Source organism: Finegoldia dalianensis, from assembly GCF_046255015.1.
In the GTDB taxonomy this organism is placed as follows: domain Bacteria; phylum Bacillota; class Clostridia; order Tissierellales; family Peptoniphilaceae; genus Finegoldia; species Finegoldia magna.
Window position 1 is genome coordinate 1 of the sequence record NZ_JBDLBQ010000001.1, and the last position, 19,607, is coordinate 19,607.

Annotated in this window: 17 protein-coding genes, 18 tRNA genes and 1 rRNA gene; 33 read left to right on the top strand and 3 right to left on the bottom strand. The window is 32.6% G+C overall.

Annotated features, from left to right (window positions below):
- Positions 1–8: 8 nt before the first annotated feature.
- The 19 genes from rrf (at position 9) to ABDJ34_RS00095 (ending at position 2,494) form a co-directional block, all read left to right on the top strand.
- A 5S ribosomal RNA gene (rrf, locus tag ABDJ34_RS00005) occupies positions 9–125 on the top strand.
- Positions 126–301: 176 nt separating this feature from the next.
- A tRNA-Asn gene (locus ABDJ34_RS00010) sits at positions 302–376 on the top strand.
- Positions 377–379: 3 nt separating this feature from the next.
- Positions 380–468: transfer RNA gene (locus tag ABDJ34_RS00015), tRNA-Leu, on the top strand.
- A 4-nt stretch (positions 469–472) separates the two neighbouring features.
- A tRNA-Met gene (locus ABDJ34_RS00020) sits at positions 473–549 on the top strand.
- A 306-nt stretch (positions 550–855) separates the two neighbouring features.
- Positions 856–930: transfer RNA gene (locus tag ABDJ34_RS00025), tRNA-Glu, on the top strand.
- Between the two features lie 7 nt (positions 931–937).
- Positions 938–1,013 (top strand) — tRNA-Val (locus tag ABDJ34_RS00030).
- Between the two features lie 42 nt (positions 1,014–1,055).
- Positions 1,056–1,132: transfer RNA gene (locus ABDJ34_RS00035), tRNA-Asp, on the top strand.
- A gap of 5 nt (positions 1,133–1,137) precedes the next feature.
- Positions 1,138–1,213, top strand: a tRNA-Thr gene (locus ABDJ34_RS00040).
- Between the two features lie 26 nt (positions 1,214–1,239).
- A tRNA-Tyr gene (locus tag ABDJ34_RS00045) sits at positions 1,240–1,324 on the top strand.
- A gap of 38 nt (positions 1,325–1,362) precedes the next feature.
- Positions 1,363–1,436 (top strand) — tRNA-Gly (locus ABDJ34_RS00050).
- A gap of 5 nt (positions 1,437–1,441) precedes the next feature.
- Positions 1,442–1,518 (top strand) — tRNA-Arg (locus ABDJ34_RS00055).
- A gap of 7 nt (positions 1,519–1,525) precedes the next feature.
- Positions 1,526–1,602, top strand: a tRNA-Gln gene (locus ABDJ34_RS00060).
- Positions 1,603–1,606: 4 nt separating this feature from the next.
- A tRNA-Lys gene (locus ABDJ34_RS00065) sits at positions 1,607–1,682 on the top strand.
- A gap of 5 nt (positions 1,683–1,687) precedes the next feature.
- A tRNA-Ser gene (locus ABDJ34_RS00070) sits at positions 1,688–1,776 on the top strand.
- Between the two features lie 19 nt (positions 1,777–1,795).
- Positions 1,796–1,886, top strand: a tRNA-Ser gene (locus tag ABDJ34_RS00075).
- Between the two features lie 20 nt (positions 1,887–1,906).
- A tRNA-Ile gene (locus ABDJ34_RS00080) sits at positions 1,907–1,983 on the top strand.
- Between the two features lie 69 nt (positions 1,984–2,052).
- Positions 2,053–2,128, top strand: a tRNA-Phe gene (locus ABDJ34_RS00085).
- Positions 2,129–2,203 (top strand) — tRNA-Trp (locus tag ABDJ34_RS00090).
- A gap of 215 nt (positions 2,204–2,418) precedes the next feature.
- Positions 2,419–2,494 (top strand) — tRNA-Arg (locus tag ABDJ34_RS00095).
- A gap of 94 nt (positions 2,495–2,588) precedes the next feature.
- Here the strand turns inward: ABDJ34_RS00095 and ABDJ34_RS00100 are convergent.
- The 3 genes from ABDJ34_RS00100 to ABDJ34_RS00110 form a co-directional block, all read right to left on the bottom strand.
- Positions 2,589–2,969, bottom strand: a complete 381-nt coding sequence (locus ABDJ34_RS00100; protein ID WP_412700998.1) for a prepilin-type N-terminal cleavage/methylation domain-containing protein — start codon at positions 2,967–2,969, stop codon at positions 2,589–2,591.
- A gap of 83 nt (positions 2,970–3,052) precedes the next feature.
- Positions 3,053–3,664, bottom strand: a complete 612-nt coding sequence (locus ABDJ34_RS00105) for a YczE/YyaS/YitT family protein (protein ID WP_412700999.1) — start codon at positions 3,662–3,664, stop codon at positions 3,053–3,055.
- Positions 3,657–4,502, bottom strand: a complete 846-nt coding sequence (locus ABDJ34_RS00110) for a ribonuclease H-like domain-containing protein (protein WP_412701000.1) — start codon at positions 4,500–4,502, stop codon at positions 3,657–3,659. The genes ABDJ34_RS00105 and ABDJ34_RS00110 overlap by 8 nt, the downstream gene beginning before the upstream one ends.
- 92 nt (positions 4,503–4,594) lie before the next feature.
- Between ABDJ34_RS00110 and ABDJ34_RS00115 the strand changes: the two genes are divergently transcribed.
- The 14 genes from ABDJ34_RS00115 to gatA all read left to right on the top strand — a co-directional run bounded on the left by ABDJ34_RS00115 (position 4,595) and on the right by gatA (position 19,606).
- Positions 4,595–5,722 carry a cysteine desulfurase family protein gene (locus tag ABDJ34_RS00115; RefSeq protein WP_412701001.1) on the top strand — a complete coding sequence of 376 codons (1,128 nt, stop codon included), beginning with the start codon at positions 4,595–4,597 and terminating at the stop codon, positions 5,720–5,722.
- Positions 5,723–6,898, top strand: coding sequence for a tRNA uracil 4-sulfurtransferase ThiI (thiI, locus tag ABDJ34_RS00120; RefSeq protein ID WP_412701002.1), 1,176 nt, complete (start codon positions 5,723–5,725; stop codon positions 6,896–6,898).
- Positions 6,899–6,906: 8 nt separating this feature from the next.
- Complete coding sequence (locus ABDJ34_RS00125; protein WP_311437151.1) at positions 6,907–7,461, top strand: LemA family protein; 555 nt, start codon at positions 6,907–6,909, stop codon at positions 7,459–7,461.
- A 12-nt stretch (positions 7,462–7,473) separates the two neighbouring features.
- Positions 7,474–8,313 carry a TPM domain-containing protein gene (locus ABDJ34_RS00130; protein ID WP_281682296.1) on the top strand — a complete coding sequence of 280 codons (840 nt, stop codon included), beginning with the start codon at positions 7,474–7,476 and terminating at the stop codon, positions 8,311–8,313.
- Positions 8,314–8,455: 142 nt separating this feature from the next.
- Positions 8,456–8,995 carry a helix-turn-helix domain-containing protein gene (locus tag ABDJ34_RS00135; protein WP_102163593.1) on the top strand — a complete coding sequence of 180 codons (540 nt, stop codon included), beginning with the start codon at positions 8,456–8,458 and terminating at the stop codon, positions 8,993–8,995.
- A 12-nt stretch (positions 8,996–9,007) separates the two neighbouring features.
- On the top strand, positions 9,008–10,054 hold the full coding sequence (gene potA / locus ABDJ34_RS00140) for a spermidine/putrescine ABC transporter ATP-binding protein (protein ID WP_154254914.1): 1,047 nt from the start codon (positions 9,008–9,010) through the stop codon (positions 10,052–10,054).
- Complete coding sequence (locus ABDJ34_RS00145) at positions 10,044–10,853, top strand: ABC transporter permease (RefSeq protein ID WP_412701003.1); 810 nt, start codon at positions 10,044–10,046, stop codon at positions 10,851–10,853. Before potA ends, ABDJ34_RS00145 begins: the two co-directional genes overlap by 11 nt.
- Before the next feature lies 1 nt (position 10,854).
- The gene (locus tag ABDJ34_RS00150) at positions 10,855–11,628 is read left to right on the top strand and encodes an ABC transporter permease (protein ID WP_035109446.1); all 774 of its coding nucleotides are present in this window, start codon (positions 10,855–10,857) and stop codon (positions 11,626–11,628) included.
- Position 11,629: 1 nt separating this feature from the next.
- A complete protein-coding gene (locus ABDJ34_RS00155) occupies positions 11,630–12,655 on the top strand; it encodes an ABC transporter substrate-binding protein (protein WP_412701004.1) in 1,026 nt (341 codons plus the stop codon).
- A 102-nt stretch (positions 12,656–12,757) separates the two neighbouring features.
- Positions 12,758–13,591, top strand: a complete 834-nt coding sequence (locus ABDJ34_RS00160; protein WP_094224548.1) for an undecaprenyl-diphosphate phosphatase — start codon at positions 12,758–12,760, stop codon at positions 13,589–13,591.
- A 129-nt stretch (positions 13,592–13,720) separates the two neighbouring features.
- Positions 13,721–15,895 (top strand): ATP-dependent helicase, encoded by a 2,175-nt coding sequence (locus ABDJ34_RS00165; protein WP_412701005.1) that lies wholly within the window; start codon positions 13,721–13,723, stop codon positions 15,893–15,895.
- Positions 15,895–17,883, top strand: a complete 1,989-nt coding sequence (ligA, locus tag ABDJ34_RS00170; protein ID WP_412701006.1) for an NAD-dependent DNA ligase LigA — start codon at positions 15,895–15,897, stop codon at positions 17,881–17,883. The genes ABDJ34_RS00165 and ligA overlap by 1 nt, the downstream gene beginning before the upstream one ends.
- Before the next feature lie 50 nt (positions 17,884–17,933).
- Positions 17,934–18,215 (top strand): Asp-tRNA(Asn)/Glu-tRNA(Gln) amidotransferase subunit GatC, encoded by a 282-nt coding sequence (gene gatC / locus ABDJ34_RS00175; protein WP_002836168.1) that lies wholly within the window; start codon positions 17,934–17,936, stop codon positions 18,213–18,215.
- Positions 18,215–19,606: an Asp-tRNA(Asn)/Glu-tRNA(Gln) amidotransferase subunit GatA gene (gene gatA / locus ABDJ34_RS00180; RefSeq protein WP_412701007.1), complete on the top strand. Its 1,392-nt coding sequence runs from the start codon at positions 18,215–18,217 to the stop codon at positions 19,604–19,606. Before gatC ends, gatA begins: the two co-directional genes overlap by 1 nt.
- Position 19,607 lies beyond the last annotated feature (1 nt).

Below are 19,607 nucleotides of genomic sequence, written 5' to 3' on the forward strand. Positions count from 1 at the left end.
TGAATAAGTATGGTGATAAAAGCAAGAGGGATACACCTGTACCCATGCCGAACACAGAAGTTAAGCCTCTTAACGCCGATGGTACTACGATGGAAACGTCGTGGGAGAGTAGGTAGTCGCCAAACAAGAAAGTGGCGTGCAAACCACTTAATGAGACCTTGAAGAATTTAATGTATTTTACGAGCGACGCTTCGAACGATAAAACCTTCAAATTTAAATATTAAAAAGAAGGTTTTTGAAGTGAGGCTGAGCGAGTGAAAACATTAAATTCATAAAACAAGGGCTCATTTATTACCAATAATCCTAGGTAGCTCAATGGTGGAGCACTCGGCTGTTAACCGATAGGCTGTGGGTTCGAGTCCCACCCTGGGAGCCAAATGCCGGGGTGGCGGAACTGGCAGACGCACAGGACTTAAAATCCTGCGGTGGTAAAACACCGTATCGGTTCGATTCCGATCCTCGGCACCAATAACGCGGGATAGAGCAGTTTGGTAGCTCGTCGGGCTCATAACCCGGAGGTCGTAGGTTCAAATCCTGCTCCCGCAACCATACATAAAATATTATGTAAAACCTGAGTAAAAAAATTGAAAAAAAGTGTTGACAAAATGCTTATAAAATGATAAAATAAATAAGTAAGTTGTTAACAAACGAATGAATTTAAATAACAAACCTTAGTAATAAGGCCCTATGGTCAGCAGATAGTTTCTGCCAATCGGCTAACGCCTCTTGGGAAACTAGTTGCATCAGACCTTCCATCAATTAGCTGTCGCTAATTGGGATAGGTCTAGAAAGCGGTAACCGCAAGGTTGTGAATTGTAGCCAATAAAATTTAATAAAACATAAATCATAGAATTAGGCCCTATGGTCAAGCGGTTAAGACATCGCCCTTTCACGGCGGTATCCCGGGTTCGAATCCCGGTAGGGTCACCAGATATATGGGCGATTAGCTCAGCTGGGAGAGCATCTGCCTTACAAGCAGGGGGTCACAGGTTCGAGCCCTGTATCGCCCACCATATATTTTTTATAAACAAAACGAAAACAAAATTCTAACACAAGGCCCGGTAGTTCAGTTGGTTAGAATGCCAGCCTGTCACGCTGGAGGTCGACGGTTCAAGTCCGTTCCGGGTCGCCAAGTATGCTGGTGTAGCTCAATTGGTAGAGCAACTGACTTGTAATCAGTAGGTTAGGGGTTCAAGTCCTCCCACCAGCTCCACAAATCCTTTTTAAATAAAGGATTATGGAGGAGTTCCCGAGTGGCCAAAGGGGACGGACTGTAAATCCGTTACTTTATGTTTCGGTGGTTCAAATCCACCCTCCTCCACCAATTAAATTTTACAAAATAATAAGATTAATTACCTATATGCGGGTGTAGCTCAGTGGTAGAGCCCCAGCCTTCCAAGCTGGTTGCGAGGGTTCGATTCCCTTCACCCGCTCCAATTAAGCACCTATAGCTCAGCTGGATAGAGCAACGGACTTCTAATCCGTGTGCCGGAGGTTCGAATCCCCCTAGGTGCGCCAATAATAGTGGGGTGTCGCCAAGTTGGTAAGGCACAAGACTTTGACTCTTGCATTCCACAGGTTCGAGTCCTGTCACCCCAGCCAATATGGTTCATTAGCTCAGATGGTAGAGCACCTGACTTTTAATCAGGGTGTCCCGGGTTCGAGTCCCGGATGAGCCACCAAATGTGGAGAGGTATCGAAGTGGTCATAACGAGGCGGTCTTGAAAACCGTTTGGGGGCAACCCCGCGTGGGTTCGAATCCCACCCTCTCCGCCATTTTAAATTACTTTATTTAGGAGAAATACTCAAGTGGCTGAAGAGGCTCCCCTGCTAAGGGAGTAGATCCTTAACGGGATGCGAGGGTTCAAATCCCTCTTTCTCCGCCAAGAATATATGATTTATTCTTGGGCCTTTAGCTCAGTTGGTTAGAGCGCCCGGCTCATAACCGGTAGGTCCCGGGTTCGAGTCCCTGAAGGCCCACCAATTTATTTCTTGATTTATTCAAGAAATATTTTTTTATAATGTTGAAATCATTTCCTAAATAAAGTACGTGCCCAGATAGCTCAGTCGGTAGAGCAAAGGACTGAAAATCCTTGTGTCGCTGGTTCGATTCCGGCTCTGGGCACCAAGGGGATTAGTTCAGTGGTAGAACGTCGGTCTCCAAAACCGGATGTCAGGGGTTCAAGTCCTCTATCCCCTGCCACGACTTAACGGCTTGTTTCTATGTGTTATTAGACATTGAATCAAGCCGTTTTTATGTTGTATATATTTAATCTACGATTATAAAACGTAACAATTAACGTAACAATTTTTTATGAGATTATATATTTTCAGTGTAAGTAAAATTTATAATACGTAAATTATGTATTGTTTTATAAAAAACTATAATGTAAATTATAGTTATAAATGATATGATACAGAGATTTAGTTTAATTGGTAAAATGTCAGACTCCGAATCTGAGTGATGAAGGTTCGATTCCTTCAATCTCTGCCATATAAAAAAGATAGCTAATTTTAGCTATCTTTTTGAATGTCATTAAGTTCAATATAAAACCTGCTTATTTATGCAGCTTTGATATTATATTGTTTTATTGTTTTGGTGTTTTGTCTGTTTCATTATCGTTATGAATTTCTGCAGGAGAAATTTCGCCAGTAGTTTTGTTGATTAAATATTTTTGGTTTTTTAAGTTTTCGTTATTGCTAACTGGAACTTTTGGTACGCTCTTAATGTAATTGCCTTTCAAAGCATCTACATTTTTTGGATATTCACCATGATCTTGTCTATAGCTTTCCACAGCTGTTTCTAATACTCTTACGTTTGCATTGTGGGCAGTTATAGCTGCTTTTTCTTTCTGCCCTTTGTAGACTGGGATAGCTATTGCTATAAGAATAGCCAGTATGGCAAGTACTACCAATAATTCTAGCAATGTAAAGGCTTTTTTCTTCTTTTTTAACGTTTGTAGTTTCATAATTTCCTCCGGTTATTTATTATTCTACTTACTTTTATTATAATCAAAATTAAGGATTATTCAATACGAATAATTAAATATTTTTAAATCTCTTCAAAAATTAAATTTTTAGCCAAATTCCTATAAAATACAATTAGTGGGCCTGATAAAAATCCTAAAAATATAGTTCCTATTCCTATTTGTTCTCCAAATAATAGACCAACTACAATGCATATTATGTCTAATACGATCCTTGTATACTTATATGATAAATCTCTCTTAACTATATTGCTCACAACATAGGGCATAGCGTCATAAGCGCTGGCACCTAGGTCAGCTTCCAAATAAATTCCAACTCCTATACTCATAACATTTATTCCAATTATCAACAGAATAAAGTTCACCCAAAATTTGTCAGTATCCATAAATTTTAGTAGCATGTACGAAAAATCAGCACTGTATCCTACAGTCGCCATATTTATGACTGTCCCAAGTCCGATAGATTTTCTGTGACCAATAAAAACTATAACTATTAATATGAAATTGGTCACAGTAATTACAGTTCCAAAATCTTTATTCAAAAAGTCTGAAAATCCACTATTCATAAAACTAAGAGGATCTACACCTAATTTTGATAGTCTGAGTATTCCGATACTAAATCCTATTATTAAGTTTCCTAATATTGCAAACAATATTTGTTTTGTTTTTTTATTCATTAAAAATCTCCGTAAGTGTGTATTTTACTAATTCTTTAATATTATCATAAATAAACTCTTCATTTATGACTAAAGGGTAGTAATTGTTTATTAAATTATAATTGTTGTCCATACTTGTCATTGAACATTCAACAAAATCATCTTCAATGTATCCTTCATGCAAACTCAAACATAAAGTTATAAACATTCCCTGTGATTTGATTTGAGTTGATTCATACATGGCATCAATTTCCATTTTATTATCTGTAATCAAACTAATTTCTAAGTTATTTTTTATTTTCTTAATATCATATAACAAATATCTAACAAAATTTGTGTATACTTCAAACGTATCACAATTTTCTTCAAAGAATTTTCTCATATAATTGTACAATTTTATCTTAAAATTCATTGATGTTTTAGAAAATTCTATTAATTCATCTGAAATACGATTTGATTTTGAAATCTTTTTGTATAGTTTCACTGATTTTGATTTATCATCTATCTTGATATCGAATAATTTTGATGCCAAATCTTTTGCTTTAAGGGAAGTGAATGAGTTTTTGTAGTAATTTTTTATTAATTTTTGCAAGTAAATGCAATTATTAATGATATCAAATTCTGTATATTTGATTATCTTGGTATTGATAAATTTTACGTCAAATTCACTAAAACTAATAATTTGTTTGTTTTGTAAGATTTTATAAGCTGATTTTATGATTTTTTCTTCAGATTCATTATTTTTTGAGTAGAAATTATAGTATCTATCATTTGTAAAGATATTTATAAGATAAATATGGTTTTTGTGAGGATCAATTCCTGTTGTTTCTATATTTATAATAGCCTGATTTTCATTCATTTTATCACCATTTCCATTATACTATTATTTTGGTAAATTTTCTCTACATGTTATAATATTATTATGATTTTAAATAGAAATGAAGGGATATAATGATATATTTAGACAATGCTGCTACTACGAAAGTGTCAGAAAATGCGGTAAAAGAAATGGTTAATGCAATGACTGTTGATTTTGGGAATCCTTCAAGTTTATACGATTTTGGAATGAGAGCGGAAAAGCTTGTTACTGATTCCAGAAATTCAATTGCAAACTTATTAAATGTTAGGCCAGAGAATGTGTTCTTTACATCTTGCGGAACTGAAGGTAATAATATTTCTATCAATGGAAGTGTTACTAATGATAAAAAAGAAGAATTTATAACTACAAATATAGAACATTCTTCTGTGTTTAAAACTTATAATAAGTTGAAGGAAAATAGGAATGTTCATTTTGTAAATGTAAGTGATGATTTTAAAGCTGATGATATCATTGATTTGATAAATGAAAAAACACGTTTAGTTTCAGTTATGCATGTTAATAATGAAACTGGAAAAATTCTTCCAATTACAGAATTGGGCAAAAAAATTAAAGAAAAAAATCCGAATACTTTGTTTCATGTAGATGGGATTCAAGGTTTTGGCAAGATTAAATTAGATATTAATGAAGCGAAGATTGATTTTTACACAATTAGTGGTCATAAGATTCATGCTCCAAAAGGGATTGGTGCAATTTTCATTAGAAATCCCGAAAGAGTTAAGCCTCTTATAATAGGTGGATCACAAGAATCAGGAATTTCTCCAGGAACTGAAAATGTAGCGGGAATTGTGGCATTGAAATGTGCGAGTGAAGAAGTTTTTTCTAAAATTGATGAAACTTACGACAGATTATACAAGATGAAGTCATACTTGATGGATGAGTTATCAAAAATTGACGGTGTGTATTTTAATTCTAAGCTAGAAGGATATAGTCCATACATTACGAATGTGTGCTTTAATTACATTAAGAGTGAAGTATTGCTACACTATTTGGAGCAAGATGAAATATATATTTCTACTGGGAGTGCATGTAATGGTTCCAAAAAATCCAGAATTATCCAAAGTATTAACACGCCTGATGAGTTTTCAGATGGATGTATAAGAATTTCATTTACAGATGATACACCTGAGGATGTTTTGGATGTGTTTGTAGAAAAATTAAAGCTTAGATTAGAAGATATTAGAGATATTATGAGGAGATAAATGTTAGATTGGTATATTTCGGTTAGTTTTGGAGAACTAACATTAAAAGGAAAGAACAGACACACTTTTGAAAAACGTGCAATAAGTAAGATTCTGGATGCGATTTCTGATTATAAAATCGAAGAATATTATCAAGAGCAAGGTAAGTTGTACATCAAGGCTGATGTCAATGATTTTGATGAAATTATAGATCATATTAAAAAAGTTTTCGGGATTGTGTACATTAGTCCTTGCATAAAATGTGAAAAAACGGTTGAAAGTATGCAAGACGGGGTATTAAAGATAATAGAAGGTAAAATTATCGAAGATAAACTTCAAACTTTCAAAGTTGATGTTCATAGAGTTGACAAAAATTTTGAACCAAAATCTCCAGAATTAAACCCACTTTTAGGTGGTACTATATTAAAAAAATATGGAAATTATGTTAAGGTTGACATCAAAAATCCTGACTTTTTTGTTTATGTAGATATTAAGGATAATTGTTATGTTTACACCGATAGAATAAAAGGTTGGGGTGGTCTTCCAATTGGTAGTTCTGGAAGAGGTTTATTGTTATTATCTGGGGGTATAGATAGTCCCGTAGCTGCTTTTCTTATGGCGAAAAGAGGTGTTCGTGTGGATTGTTTGCACTTCCATAGCTATCCATTTACAAGTCAAAGAGGATTTGAAAAGGTTAAGCAATTAGCAGATGAAGTTTCGTATTATACTGGTAATATTAACTTTTATTCTGTGAACTTGCTTCCAGTGTACAAAGCTATCACTAAAAACTGCAAGGAAAGAATGATGACTATCATTTCTAGAAGATTTATGATGAGGATTGCAGAAAGAATAGCAAATGAAAACAAAATTGATGCTTTGATTACAGGAGAAAGCTTGGGACAAGTTGCAAGTCAAACTATTCAAGGGGTTTCAGTTATCAATGAAGTTACGAGTCTTCCTATTTTAAGACCTTTAATTGCAAGTGATAAAACAGAAATCATAGAAATTGCAAGAGAAATAGGAACGTACGAAACATCAATTTTGCCTTTTGAAGATTGTTGCACGGTATTTACGCCGAAAAGACCAGTTACTAAACCAAGAATTTACGATGTCAAAAGAGAAGAAGAAAACTTAGATATTGAAGGCTTGGTTCAAGAATGTATAGATAATATGGAATTAATTAAGATTAGACAATAGGAGGAAGTATGAAAAAAGCAGGAGTTATTATAGGTATTATTGTTGTATTAGCATTATTATTAGTGCCACAATACAACGGATTAGTTCAATCAAAGGAAGATGTGAATGAGGCTTATGCACAAGTTCAAAACGTTGTTCAAAGAAGGGCGGATTTGATTCCAAACTTAGTTAACACAGCAAAAGGATTTGCAAAGCATGAAGAAGATGTATTCATCAAAGTTTCTGAAGCTAGAGCTGGTGTAAAAAATGCCAAAGATCCAGAAGAATTAGCAAAAGCAAACGATGAATTGACAAGTGCATTAAACGGTATGAATGTTGTTGTAGAAAGATATCCTGAATTAAAATCAGATTCACACTTTACACAACTTATGGATGAATTAGCAGGTTCAGAAAACAGAATCGCTACAGAAAGAAAGAATTACAACACAGTTGTAAAATCATATAATCAAAAAGTTAAGAGATTCCCAACAGTAATATTTGCTAGATTAATGGGATTCAGCTCTGAAAAATACTTTGAAGCAGATGCTTCTGCACAAAAAGCACCACAAGTTAACTTTGAATAGGACAAATAAATAATGAGAAAGCAATTTAGATTGATATTCTCATTTGTTTTAGCTTTTTTATTAATTTTTAATGTAAATGCTTTTGCCCAAGATTTGCCGAAATCACCGGATACTTTTTATCTTGATGAGATGGGTGTGATTAGCCAGGAAGTTAAAGATAAAATAGTTAAGACGAATGTAGAACTTGAGCAAAAAACAGGCTCACAAGTACTTGTTGTAACCATAAAAGATTTAAAAGGAAGAGATCCTGTTGATTATGGCGTTGATTTATTCAATAAATGGAAAATTGGAGATGCCACTAAGAAAAACGGAGTTCTGATTTTATTGTCACAAGATTTAAATGAACCTAAGGGTCGTAATCGTCACATCAATATCATTACAGGTTATGGAATAGAAGGAAGACTCAATGATGGTAAAGTCGGTAGAATAATTGATGAATATATGCTAGATGATTTAAAAGACGGAAATTATTCTAATGCCCTACAAGAAGGATTCAATGCAGTTGTCAGTGAAGTTGCAGCTGAGTATGATGTTGAATTAACTGGAGATTTTGACAAATACCAAGAAAATTTAAACAGAAAAACAGATCCACAAGTTTTTAATTCTGTACTAAGAATGGTAATAATTCTGCTTGTTTTGTACTTTATCTCAAGGAATAATCGTAGAAATAATAGACACAGAGGCAGAAGACGTGGCGGTACTATATTCTTCCCTGGATTTGGAGGAGGATTCGATGATGATGACTTCGGCGGATTCGGCGGAGGTTTTGGTGGTGGATCTTCTGGAGGATTCGGTGGATTCTCTGGAGGAGGAGGCTCATCCGGAGGCGGAGGAGCTGGAAGAAGCTTTTAATCAAATTTATGAAATACTCTCAATTAATTTTGAGAGTATTTTTTTGCGGAAACTTAGTAAAATATTTTTAACTTTTTGTTTAGTTTTGTATGCTTTTATGTTATAATACTTTTGGTTTAATATTTTAAGTAAGGAGATAGTAATGGAAATAGGAGAAAAAATAAGATCATTGAGGTTAAAACTTGGTTTGACCCAAGAAGAATTGGCGGAAAGGTCTGATTTGACAAAAGGTTTCATATCACAATTAGAGAGAGATTTGACAAGTCCTTCTGTAGATTCACTTAATGACTTATTAAATGCATTGGGAACTGATATGGCAACTTTTTTTATGGATAAGCCTACGGTAAAAGAGATTTTCACGAAAGACGATTATCAGTCAAGTGAAGATTTAAGCATGAATTCTACTATTACATGGCTGGTTCCAAAATCCCAAGTCAACACTATGGAGCCTGTTATAATTACGCTTAATCAAAAAGGAGAGACTAAAGAATATAATCCATTTGAAGGAGAAGAGTTTGGGTATGTCCTTGAGGGAAGTTGCAACATTTATCTCGACAATGAAATACATAAACTAAACAAGGGTGATTGTTTTTACACTAAGTGCAATAAAACTAGAATGTTAGAAAATAATGGCACAAAAATCTGCAAGGTGATATGGATTATGTCACCACCAAATTTTTAGGGGGAATGTTTAATGGATAATATCATTGAATTAATCGGTATTAATAAATCTTTTGAAGATGAACATATTTTAAAAGATTTGAATCTTTACATTAGAAATAAAGAATTTTTGACATTATTGGGACCGTCAGGTTGTGGTAAGACTACGACTTTGCGATTAATTGCTGGATTTGAAACTCCAGATACTGGAAAGATTATTTTTGAAGGAAAAGACATCAGTCATATTGCACCTTATAAGAGAAATGTGAACACGGTTTTTCAAAAATACGCTCTATTTCCTAATATGAATGTTTTCGAAAACATAGCTTTTGGTTTGAGAATCAAAAAAATGAACGAAAAATTAATCAGAGAAAAAGTAACAGAAGTTTTGAAACTTGTTAATTTGTCTGGTTTTGAAAAAAGAAAGATAAATAATTTGAGTGGTGGTCAACAACAAAGAATTGCTATAGCAAGAGCTTTGGTTAATGAGCCAAGTGTTTTGTTGTTAGATGAACCTTTGGGTGCATTGGATTTGAAGTTGAGAAAAGGAATGCAAAACGAACTCAAAAATATTCAAGAGAGAATAGGAATTACATTTGTTTATGTAACACACGATCAAGAAGAAGCTTTAACTATGAGCGATACTATTGTTGTTATGGATAATGGTGTAATTCAACAAATAGGAACACCAGAAGATATCTACAATGAGCCTAAGAATGAGTTTGTAGCTAAATTTATTGGCGAAAGTAACATAATTGACGGGGTATTTTTAGAAGATTGCATGGTAGAATTCTCCAATCATAAATGGAAGTGTGTGGATAAAGGATTTGCGAAAAACGAAAATGTACAAGTAGTTATTAGACCTGAAGATGTGGAGATAGTTGCTCCAGATAAAGGACAAATTAAAGGGACAGTTATTAGCGACAGGTTCAAAGGAATTCACTACGAAATGTTTGTGGATACTGGAGATTTCAAATACAAGGCACAATCAACTATCAACAAACCTCAAGGAAGTATTGTAGGCATTAACATTGATCCAGATAATATTCATATTATGAAGAGGTGCGACAATGAAGCTTAAGAAATTATCCATTCCTTATGCTATTTGGATATTATTTTTCATTGTATTTCCCTTGTTTCTTATAGTTTATTATTCAGTTACAACTGGATCATTGAGAGATTTTTCCAATCCACAATTTTCGCTGGAATACTTTCATAGATTTTTTACATCAAAATATGTAAAAGTGCTTTTGAATTCAATAAGATTGGCTTTTATTAGTACAGTGATTTGTTTGTTGATAGGATATCCAACAGCTTATTTTATCAGTAAAGTAGACAAAAAGTACAAGGCTGTGTTGATGCTTATGATAGTTATTCCAATGTGGATGAATTTTTTGTTGAGAACTTATGCGTGGATTATTTTAACTGGCAAAAATGGAATAATCAACAGCGTGTTGATACATTTTGGGTTTTCTCCAATAAAAATGCTTTACACTGAAGGAGCTATTTTAATGGGGATGGTTTACAATTTCTTACCTTTTATGATACTTCCTATTTTCTCAATACTAGACAAATCAGATTATTCACTAGTAGAAGCAAGTTACGATTTAGGAGCATCAAAGTTGCAAACTTTTTTGAGAATAGTGTTTCCGATGAGTTTGCCTGGAGTTATTACAGGAATTACTATGGTATTTATTCCTGCGATATCTACATTCGAAATATCTGCATTGCTTGGTGGTAACAAATACAATTTGATTGGTAATATAATTGAGCATCAATTTAGAATAGCAGGAAACTGGCATTATGGTAGTGCGATTTCTGTTGTTTTGATAGTTATGATTTTAATTTCATTAGCTTTTACAAATGAGAAAGGAGAATAAAATGAAGGAATTTTTTAAGAAATTTTATTTGGCATTGGTATTTCTATTTCTTTACGGACCAATTGCTGTATTAATGGTATTTTCATTTAATGATTCTCGTTTGAAAGGAAGCTGGGTAGGATTTACATTCAAATGGTACAAGGAATTATTGCATAATGAAGAAATCTTGTCTTCATTTAAAACCACAATATTAATTGCGATATTAGCCACAATAATTGCAACAATTTTAGGGACAATAGCAGCGATAGGAATTTATTATTTGAGAGGTTACAAGAAAACTTTGCTTTTAAATATGAATTATCTACCTGTTTTAAACCCAGATATAGTGACAGCAGTAAGTTTGATGGTAATATTTAACTTGATGAATTTTCCATTCGGATTTTTCACGATGTTATTGTCACACATCACATTTACAACTCCTTATGTAATACTTGCGGTGTTGCCAAAATTATCGCAAATGAATAAATTCTTGCCAGAGGCCGCAATGGATATGGGAGCAACTCCTTTTTATACTTTGAGAAAAGTTGTGCTGCCAGAAATAAAAACAGGAGTATTTTCAGGAAGCTTGTTGGCATTTACACTTAGTATTGATGATTTTGTAATAAGCTTCTTTACAACAGGTCATGGCGTGTCAAACTTATCTGTTACAGTGTACTCTATGGCAAAGAAAGGTGTAAATCCAGCAATTAATGCGTTGAGTACTATTATGTTTTTAGTAATGGTTATTCTATTATTGATTCTTCACAAGAGAACAAATCTATTGGAGGAATTGTAAGATGAAAAAAATTTTATTATTTTTATTAACTATATTGGTTTTAACTTCTTGCTCTAAAGATGATTCAAATGTTTTGTATGTGTACAATTGGGGAGAATACATCGAGCCAGCTTTGATAGAAAAGTTTGAAAAAGAAACGGGAATTAAAGTAATATATGATACTTTTGAGCAAAATGAAGATATGTACATGAAAGTAAAAGAGGGAGGGAATAATTACGACGTTGTAGTTCCTTCAGATTATATGGCTGAGAAAATGATAAAGCAAGGAATGCTTGAAAAAATTGATTACAGCAAAATTCCAAACTTCAAATACATCGATGAGAAATTTAAAAATTTGGATTATGATCCAAAAAACGAATATACAGTTCCTTATATGTGGGGAACTGTGGGAATTCTTTACAATAAAAATAAAGTAAAAGAAAATGTGGATAGCTGGAATATTTTGTGGGATGAAAAATACAAAGATAATATCATAATGATGAATTCCACTAGAGATACCTTAGGAGTAGCTTTAAAAAGGTTAGGGTATTCAATGAATTCTAGAAATGAAGCTGAGTTAGAAAAAGCAAAAGAGTCATTGATAAAACAAAAAGATATTGTTCTTGCTTATCTTGTAGATGAAACGAAAAATCAAATGGTAAATGAAGAAGCGGATATTGCAGTAATGTATTCTGGTGATGCAATCGTCGCTAAAGGTGAGAATGAAAACTTGGAATATGTAATTCCAAAAGAAGGATCAAACTTGTGGTTTGATACGTTAGCTATTTTGAAAAATGCAAAGCACAAGGAAAATGCCGAAAAATTTATAAATTTTTTGACAGATCCTGAGAATGCAAAAATTAATGCAGAATATATTGGTTATTCTCTTCCATCTACAGAAGCCAAAAAACTTTTGGATAAGGAAGTTCAAGAAGATGCTACAGCATACCCAGATTTATCAAAGCATAAGAATATGGAAATATTTAAAGATCCATCAGATTTTGTAGAAAAATACGATGATATATGGGCTGATATAAAAGCAAATTAACCTAGAAAGTGCAAGAGATTTACTTTTGCACTTTTTTCATTTGAGATTGAATAATAAACGGATTTTTCATATAATATGAGTAGTTAAGAAATTGGAGGAAATATGTTTATAGAAATATTAAAAGTTATTCTTTTAGGAATTATTGAAGGAGTAACAGAGTGGTTGCCAGTTAGTTCAACTGGTCATATTTTATTATTGGACGAATTTATCAAATTGAACATGTCAGATGCTTTCAAATCAATGTTTACCGTTGTAATTCAATTGGGGGCAATCTTGGCAGTTGTAGTAATTTATTGGAACAAAGTGTGGCCATTTAAGAAAGGTCAAACTCATTTGATATCAATTAGTAAAAGCAAAATGATAATGTGGGCAAAAATAATTGTTGCCTGCATTCCAGCGGCAATTATTGGTATAAAATTTGATGATTTTATCGAAGAACACTTTTATAATTATTTTGTGATTTCATTAGCACTAATAATTTTCGGTATTCTTTTTATTATAATTGAAAACAAAAACAAAGAATCACACAAAAAATTAGTCGATAGTATTGATAAAATTACTTACAAACAAGCTTTTATTGTAGGATTATTTCAAGTAATTGCAGCGGTGTTCCCAGGAACTTCACGTTCAGGAGCTACAATTCTAGGTGGTATTGCTATAGGATTATCCAGAACAATTGCAGCTGAATTTACATTTTTCTTGGCAATTCCAACAATGTTTGGAGCAAGTTTACTAAAACTTGTGAAATTTGGATTTAGTTTTACAGCAATGGAAGCATTCGTGTTATTATTGGGAACTGCAGTAAGTTTTATTGTATCTGTAATCACAATTAAATTCTTAATGAATTACATCAAAAACAATGATTTCAAAGTGTTCGGTTATTACAGAATTGCTCTTGGTGTATTGGTTCTAATTTATTTCGGACTAATCAGATAGTTGTGATATAATAATGAGGAGGAATAGTTGCAATTATTCCTAAATGAACATTAGAAAACATAGACGAATATATATTTGAAAAAATAAGTTGTAGCGACTTATTTTTTTATTGATACATAAGGAGTTATGATGAATTTAGATAATTTAAATGACAGACAAAGAGAAGCAGTCGAAAATACAGATGGTCCTATGTTGATATTGGCAGGAGCAGGAAGTGGTAAAACAAAAGTTTTGACTACGAAAATTGCATATTGTTTGGAGAAAGGATTGTGTTCAAAATACGAAATTTTGGCAATTACCTTCACAAACAAAGCTGCCAAAGAAATGAAAGAAAGAGTTGAAAACATCTTACAAGAAGACGTAGACAGCATGTGGATAGGAACTTTTCATGCCATTTGTTCTAGAATATTGAGAGTAGAAATAGAAAGAATTGGTTTCGAAAGAAACTTTACAGTTTATGACAGAGCAGATCAAATATCTCTTGTAAAAGAATGTTTAAAGGATATGGGAGTAGATCCTAAAAATGTCGAAATCAAAAACGAAATCAATACAATTTCTAGATTAAAAAACGCAGGTGCTACAGAAAAAAATATCGACAAAGAAGATTTTGATATAAGTTTAAGCACTTTTACTATGGAATTATTCCAAAAGTACGAACACAAATTAAAAAGATACAATTCGTTAGACTTTGATGATTTGATTGTGAAGACTAATTTGTTGTTCGAAGAAAATCCCGACTTGAGAGAAAAATATTCTGAAAGATTTAAGTACGTGTTTGTCGATGAATACCAAGATACAAACGATACTCAGTACAAGCTTATCAAAAATTTGGTTTCTAAAAACGATAATATTTGCTGTGTAGGAGATTCTGACCAATCAATTTACGGTTGGAGAGGAGCAAACATACAAAACATTCAAAACTTTGAAAAAGATTTTAAGAATGCAAAAGTTATTTTATTAGAACAAAATTATCGTTCAACACAACCTATCTTGGATTTGGCAAACACTGTGATTAAAAACAATTCACTTAGAAAAGATAAAAATTTGTGGACTGCAAAAAATGAAGGGGATATGCCTATATATAGGAGAATGTATTCTGATTTAGATGAGGCAGACCAAGTAGTTCAATGGATTGAGCAAGAAAGATATCGACAAAATCCATACGAAGAAATGGCGATTTTGTACAGAACTAATGCACAATCAAGACTCTTCGAAGAAAAATTGAATAGACTAGGAATTCCTAATAGAGTTGTAGGTGGATTGAAATTCTACGATAGAAAAGAAATCAAAGACTGCGTAAGTTATCTTAGAATTGTTGAAAATTTGAATGATAATATGGCTTTGAATAGAATTATCAATGAGCCTAAAAGAGGAATTGGCAAAACAACTATGGATAAGTTGTTGCAATATTCTCAAGCAAGAGGAATTAGCATGATGGAATACATCAGAGACACAGATCTTCCTGATTTTTCAAATGCTACAGCAAAAAAACTTCAAGAGTTTTATTATTTAATCAAAAGCTTTCCAAAAGACGATTTGAATGTTGCAGAACTTATGGAAAATATTTTGGATAAAACAGGATACAGAGCGAATCTAGAAAAATCAACTAATAGAGACGATATGACAAGGTTGGAAAATATTGACGAATACATTTCGTCTTTATATCAATTTGTTCAAGATAATCCTGATAAAAGCTTGAGAGAATATTTGGAAACATCTTCTTTGATGACTGATTTGGATAAAACAGATGACAATACTAAAGGTGTATCAATGATGACAATCCACGCGGCAAAAGGATTGGAGTTTGATGTTGTATTTTTCACTGGACTAGAAGAAGGTACTATTCCATCAAGAGTAGATGAAGATGTAGAAGAAGAGAGAAGATTGTGCTACGTGGCAATCACAAGGGCAAGGAAAAAATTGTACATTACAAGTGTACAATCGAGAAGAAGATTTAATGAATTTCAAACAAAAGCTGAATCGAGGTTTATAGAGGAAATGGAAAATAAATATAAAGACGAATCTCCTAATAAAGAGGTTAGTTTTAGAGAATCGTTCAACACAAAAGTAGTTGACGATTATAGGACAGAAGCATCAGCTTCAATCACTAAAAAACAAAATAATGTTACTAAAAACAATGAAAAGTACAGAGCTGGAGATAAGGTTTCACACAAGAAGTTCGGAACTGGTGTAATCGTTGGAATTGTAGAAAAAGACAATGGAGATGAGTTGACGATTAATTTCGACAAAAAAGGATTGAAGAAGCTAAATTCATCACTAGCACCACTAACAAGGGTTGAATAATGGAAAAGGAAGACAGAATAAAATATTTAGTAGACATACTAAATAAATACGCTTTTCATTATTATACTTTGGATGATCCTTTGATTGAGGACTCAGAGTACGATGTTTTGTATGATGAGCTTGTAAATCTTGAAAAAGAGACGGGAATTATTCTACCAAATTCTCCTACAAATAGAATTGGTGGAGAAGTTTTATCTGGATTTGAAAAGCATGAACACTTGAATACTTTGTACAGTTTAGGAAAAGCGCAAAGCAAAGAAGAAGTTAGAAATTGGGTCAATAAAACCATTGAGTTTGTAGAAAATTACAATAAAAATCATGTAAACAAATTGCCAACTGTTGAATTTTATGTAGAATTTAAGTTTGACGGTTTGACAGTAAATTTGACTTATGACGGTGGATATTTGGTAATGGCTACTACAAGAGGTAACGGCACTATCGGAGAAGTTATTACAAGTCAAGTGAGAACTATCAATTCAATTCCATTGAAAATAAAAGACACGCGATTGATGGAAATTCAAGGCGAAGGAGTAATGCCACTTTCATCATTAGAAAAATACAACCAAACTCATGAACCAAAACTAAAAAATGCAAGAAATGCTGCAGCGGGAGCCCTTAGAAACTTAGATCCAGCGGTAACAAGAGAAAGAAACTTGGATGCTTATTTCTACAATGTAAATTATTTGGAAGAAAACGGGCTTGAAACTCAAGAACAAATGATGAAGTTTTTGAGAAATAATTATTTCAAATTGTATCCATACGAAAAACACGCTACGTCATTCGAAGAAATTTCAGGATTTATTGATGAGATTTTTGAATTGAGAAATGAAATAGACGTTTTGACAGACGGTGTAGTAATTAAAGTAAATGATTTTAAAACTAGAGAAAAATTAGGCTACACCAATAAATTTCCAAGATGGGCAATAGCTTACAAATTTGAACCTGAAAGATTTACAACAATTGTCAAAGAAGTGGAATGGAATGTTGGAAGAACTGGAAAAGTAACTCCGACGGCTTTGTTGGAACCTGTAGAAATTGGGAATGTAACTGTAAAGAGAGCTACACTTAATAATATTGACGATATTGAAAGAAAACAAGTCAGATTAAACTCAGAAGTTTTCATTAGAAGATCAAACGATGTAATTCCAGAAATAATGGGAGTCGTAAATCCTGAGCAAGAAGATACCAAAGAAATTGAAATCCCGCATTACTGTCCATATTGTCACAGTGAATTATTTAGAGATGGAGTTCATATTTTCTGTCCAAACTCAATGAGTTGTACTCCACAATTAGTTAAGAGAATGGTTCATTTTGCAAGTAGAAATGCAATGAATATCGACGGATTAAGCGAAAAAACTTTGGAAGTTTTGCTTGAAAAATTAAACATCACATCGATTGAAGAAATTTACGATGTAAAAAAAGAACAGTTGTTGCAATTAGAAGGATTTAAAGAAAAGAAGAGTCAAAATCTTATCAATGCAATTGAAAAAAGTAAAAATGTTGATTTGGCTAATTTCATCTTTGCATTGGGAATTCCTGAAATAGGTGAGAAGACGAGCTTTGAATTGGCACAAAAATATAAAAGCTTTGATAATTTGAGAGAAGCGAAGTTTGAAGAATTAATTCAAATCGAAGATATTGGAAATGTAATTGCCGAAGAAATCGTAGAATTTTTCCATGACGAAACTATTTCTCATTCTATTGATTCACTTCTATCAAAAGGAATTAAAATTAAAAACCCTGAAAATATTGAAAAGAAATTGGATAATTTAACTTTTGTGTTGACGGGAAGTTTGGTGAATTATTCTAGAAAAGAACTTACAGATAAGTTATCAAATTTGGGGGCAAAAGTTTCATCTTCTGTATCCAAAAACACTGATTATGTGGTGTATGGAGAAAAAGCTGGATCCAAACTTACAAAAGCGAAGGATTTGGGTGTAAAATTAATGACAGAAGATGAATTGAATTCATTCTTAGACAACTTATAAATTTAATTTATTTATGATAAAATTTAATCATGAATTAAAAAGGAGTTAGTATGATTAATCGAGATGAAGTAGTAAAAATCTATGATTTGGCTAACCTAGAGTTAACTGAAAACGTGGATGATTTATATGAAAAATATAATACTGTATTGGATTTTGCAAGTATGATTATGGAATGTGATACTGAAGGAGTGGAATATATGGAATTCTTGCCACAATATCACAGTATACTTAGAGAAGATACACCAAAAGAATCAATTCCAAGAGAAGTTGCGTTAAAAAATGCAAAATCTCGTGAGTATGGTTATTTTAAATTGAAGAAAGTGGTGGAATAATGATAGAAAATCTTAGAAATAAATTTGTAGAAAACCCTGAAAGTTTAAGGGACTACTACAATGATTTGGATAAATTAATAGAATCAAAAAAAGATTTGAATGTGTTTATAACTTACGACAAATCATTCATTGACCAACAAGTTGAAAAGCTAATTGAAAAATCAAAAAATAACGAAAAATTGGGAAAAATGTTCGGTATTGCAGTAAGCGTTAAGGACAATATCAATGTAAAAGATTTGAAGATGACTTGTGGATCAAAAATGTTAGAGGATTATGTTTCAATTTATGATGCCACTGTAATCAAAAAATTAAAAGAAGAAGACTGCGTTATAGTTGGAAAAGTTAATATGGATGAGTTTGCCATGGGATCTTCTTCTGAAACAAGTTATTTTGGCCCTACAAAAAATCCTGTAGACACAAAATTAATCCCAGGAGGTTCTTCATCAGGATCAGCTGCCAGTATCAAAGCTGAAATGGCTGTTGTAAGTTTGGGAACTGACACAGGTGGATCTAGCAGACAACCAGCATCTTGTTGTAATGTCGTTGGATTTATGCCAACTTATGGTTCTATTTCTAGATTTGGAGTTCAATCAATGGCAAATACTTTGGATGAAGTTGGTATATTATCAAATTCTGTTGAAGATATAATGGATACTTACAATGTAATTTCAGGTCACGATGACAATGATATGACTACAATTCAATCTGAAGTAAATGTTCAAAAGAAAGATTATGATTTTAAGGGTAAAAAAATTGCAGTTGTTGATTTAAAAAAATATAGCAAAGATGAAACAGTTATCAAAGAATACCAAGAAATATTGGAGATTCTAAAAAAATTAGGAGCCGATCTAGTAGAAATCGACTTTGAATATTTAAAATACGCAAATGCGTTATACAACGTAATAGTTACTAGTGAAGTGTCATCTAATATGTCAAGATTTGATGGAATTAGATATGGATATTTGACAGATGATTATGAAAATACGAGAGATTTATTCGTTAAGGTAAGAAGCGAAGGATTTGGCGAAGAAGTTAAGAGAAGAATTGCTATGGGAACTTTTTATCTAGCAAGTTCCAATGACCAAAAAGTTTACAAACAAGGTTTAAAAGTTAGAAATCTACTTTCACAAGAATTTAAAAATATTTTCAAGGATTTTGATTTCATTGCTACACCTACAATGACAAGCTTACCTTATGAATTAGACAGTAGAAAAGACGATCCATTGGCTGTATACGATTCAGGTATTTTCAATGTAATTGTAAACTTGAGTGGATTGTGTGCTATTTCAATTCCTTACAAATCAGGAATATCAACTAGTTTGCAACTAATTGCAAATAGTCACGACGAAGAAAATTTATTGAATGCAGCTTTAGCGTTTGAAAGGAGATAGC

Coding starts and splice junctions, on each gene's coding strand:
- ABDJ34_RS00165 (WP_412701005.1), top strand. CDS start 13,721: ATGAATTTAGATAATTTAAATGACAGACAAAGAGAAGCAGTCGAAAAT.
- thiI (WP_412701002.1), top strand. CDS start 5,723: ATGTTAGATTGGTATATTTCGGTTAGTTTTGGAGAACTAACATTAAAA.
- ABDJ34_RS00150 (WP_035109446.1), top strand. CDS start 10,855: ATGAAGGAATTTTTTAAGAAATTTTATTTGGCATTGGTATTTCTATTT.
- ABDJ34_RS00135 (WP_102163593.1), top strand. CDS start 8,456: ATGGAAATAGGAGAAAAAATAAGATCATTGAGGTTAAAACTTGGTTTG.
- ligA (WP_412701006.1), top strand. CDS start 15,895: ATGGAAAAGGAAGACAGAATAAAATATTTAGTAGACATACTAAATAAA.
- ABDJ34_RS00125 (WP_311437151.1), top strand. CDS start 6,907: ATGAAAAAAGCAGGAGTTATTATAGGTATTATTGTTGTATTAGCATTA.
- gatA (WP_412701007.1), top strand. CDS start 18,215: ATGATAGAAAATCTTAGAAATAAATTTGTAGAAAACCCTGAAAGTTTA.
- ABDJ34_RS00110 (WP_412701000.1), bottom strand. CDS start 4,502: ATGAATGAAAATCAGGCTATTATAAATATAGAAACAACAGGAATTGAT.
- ABDJ34_RS00105 (WP_412700999.1), bottom strand. CDS start 3,664: ATGAATAAAAAAACAAAACAAATATTGTTTGCAATATTAGGAAACTTA.
- ABDJ34_RS00160 (WP_094224548.1), top strand. CDS start 12,758: ATGTTTATAGAAATATTAAAAGTTATTCTTTTAGGAATTATTGAAGGA.
- ABDJ34_RS00100 (WP_412700998.1), bottom strand. CDS start 2,969: ATGAAACTACAAACGTTAAAAAAGAAGAAAAAAGCCTTTACATTGCTA.
- ABDJ34_RS00115 (WP_412701001.1), top strand. CDS start 4,595: ATGATATATTTAGACAATGCTGCTACTACGAAAGTGTCAGAAAATGCG.
- ABDJ34_RS00130 (WP_281682296.1), top strand. CDS start 7,474: ATGAGAAAGCAATTTAGATTGATATTCTCATTTGTTTTAGCTTTTTTA.
- potA (WP_154254914.1), top strand. CDS start 9,008: ATGGATAATATCATTGAATTAATCGGTATTAATAAATCTTTTGAAGAT.
- ABDJ34_RS00155 (WP_412701004.1), top strand. CDS start 11,630: ATGAAAAAAATTTTATTATTTTTATTAACTATATTGGTTTTAACTTCT.
- gatC (WP_002836168.1), top strand. CDS start 17,934: ATGATTAATCGAGATGAAGTAGTAAAAATCTATGATTTGGCTAACCTA.
- ABDJ34_RS00145 (WP_412701003.1), top strand. CDS start 10,044: ATGAAGCTTAAGAAATTATCCATTCCTTATGCTATTTGGATATTATTT.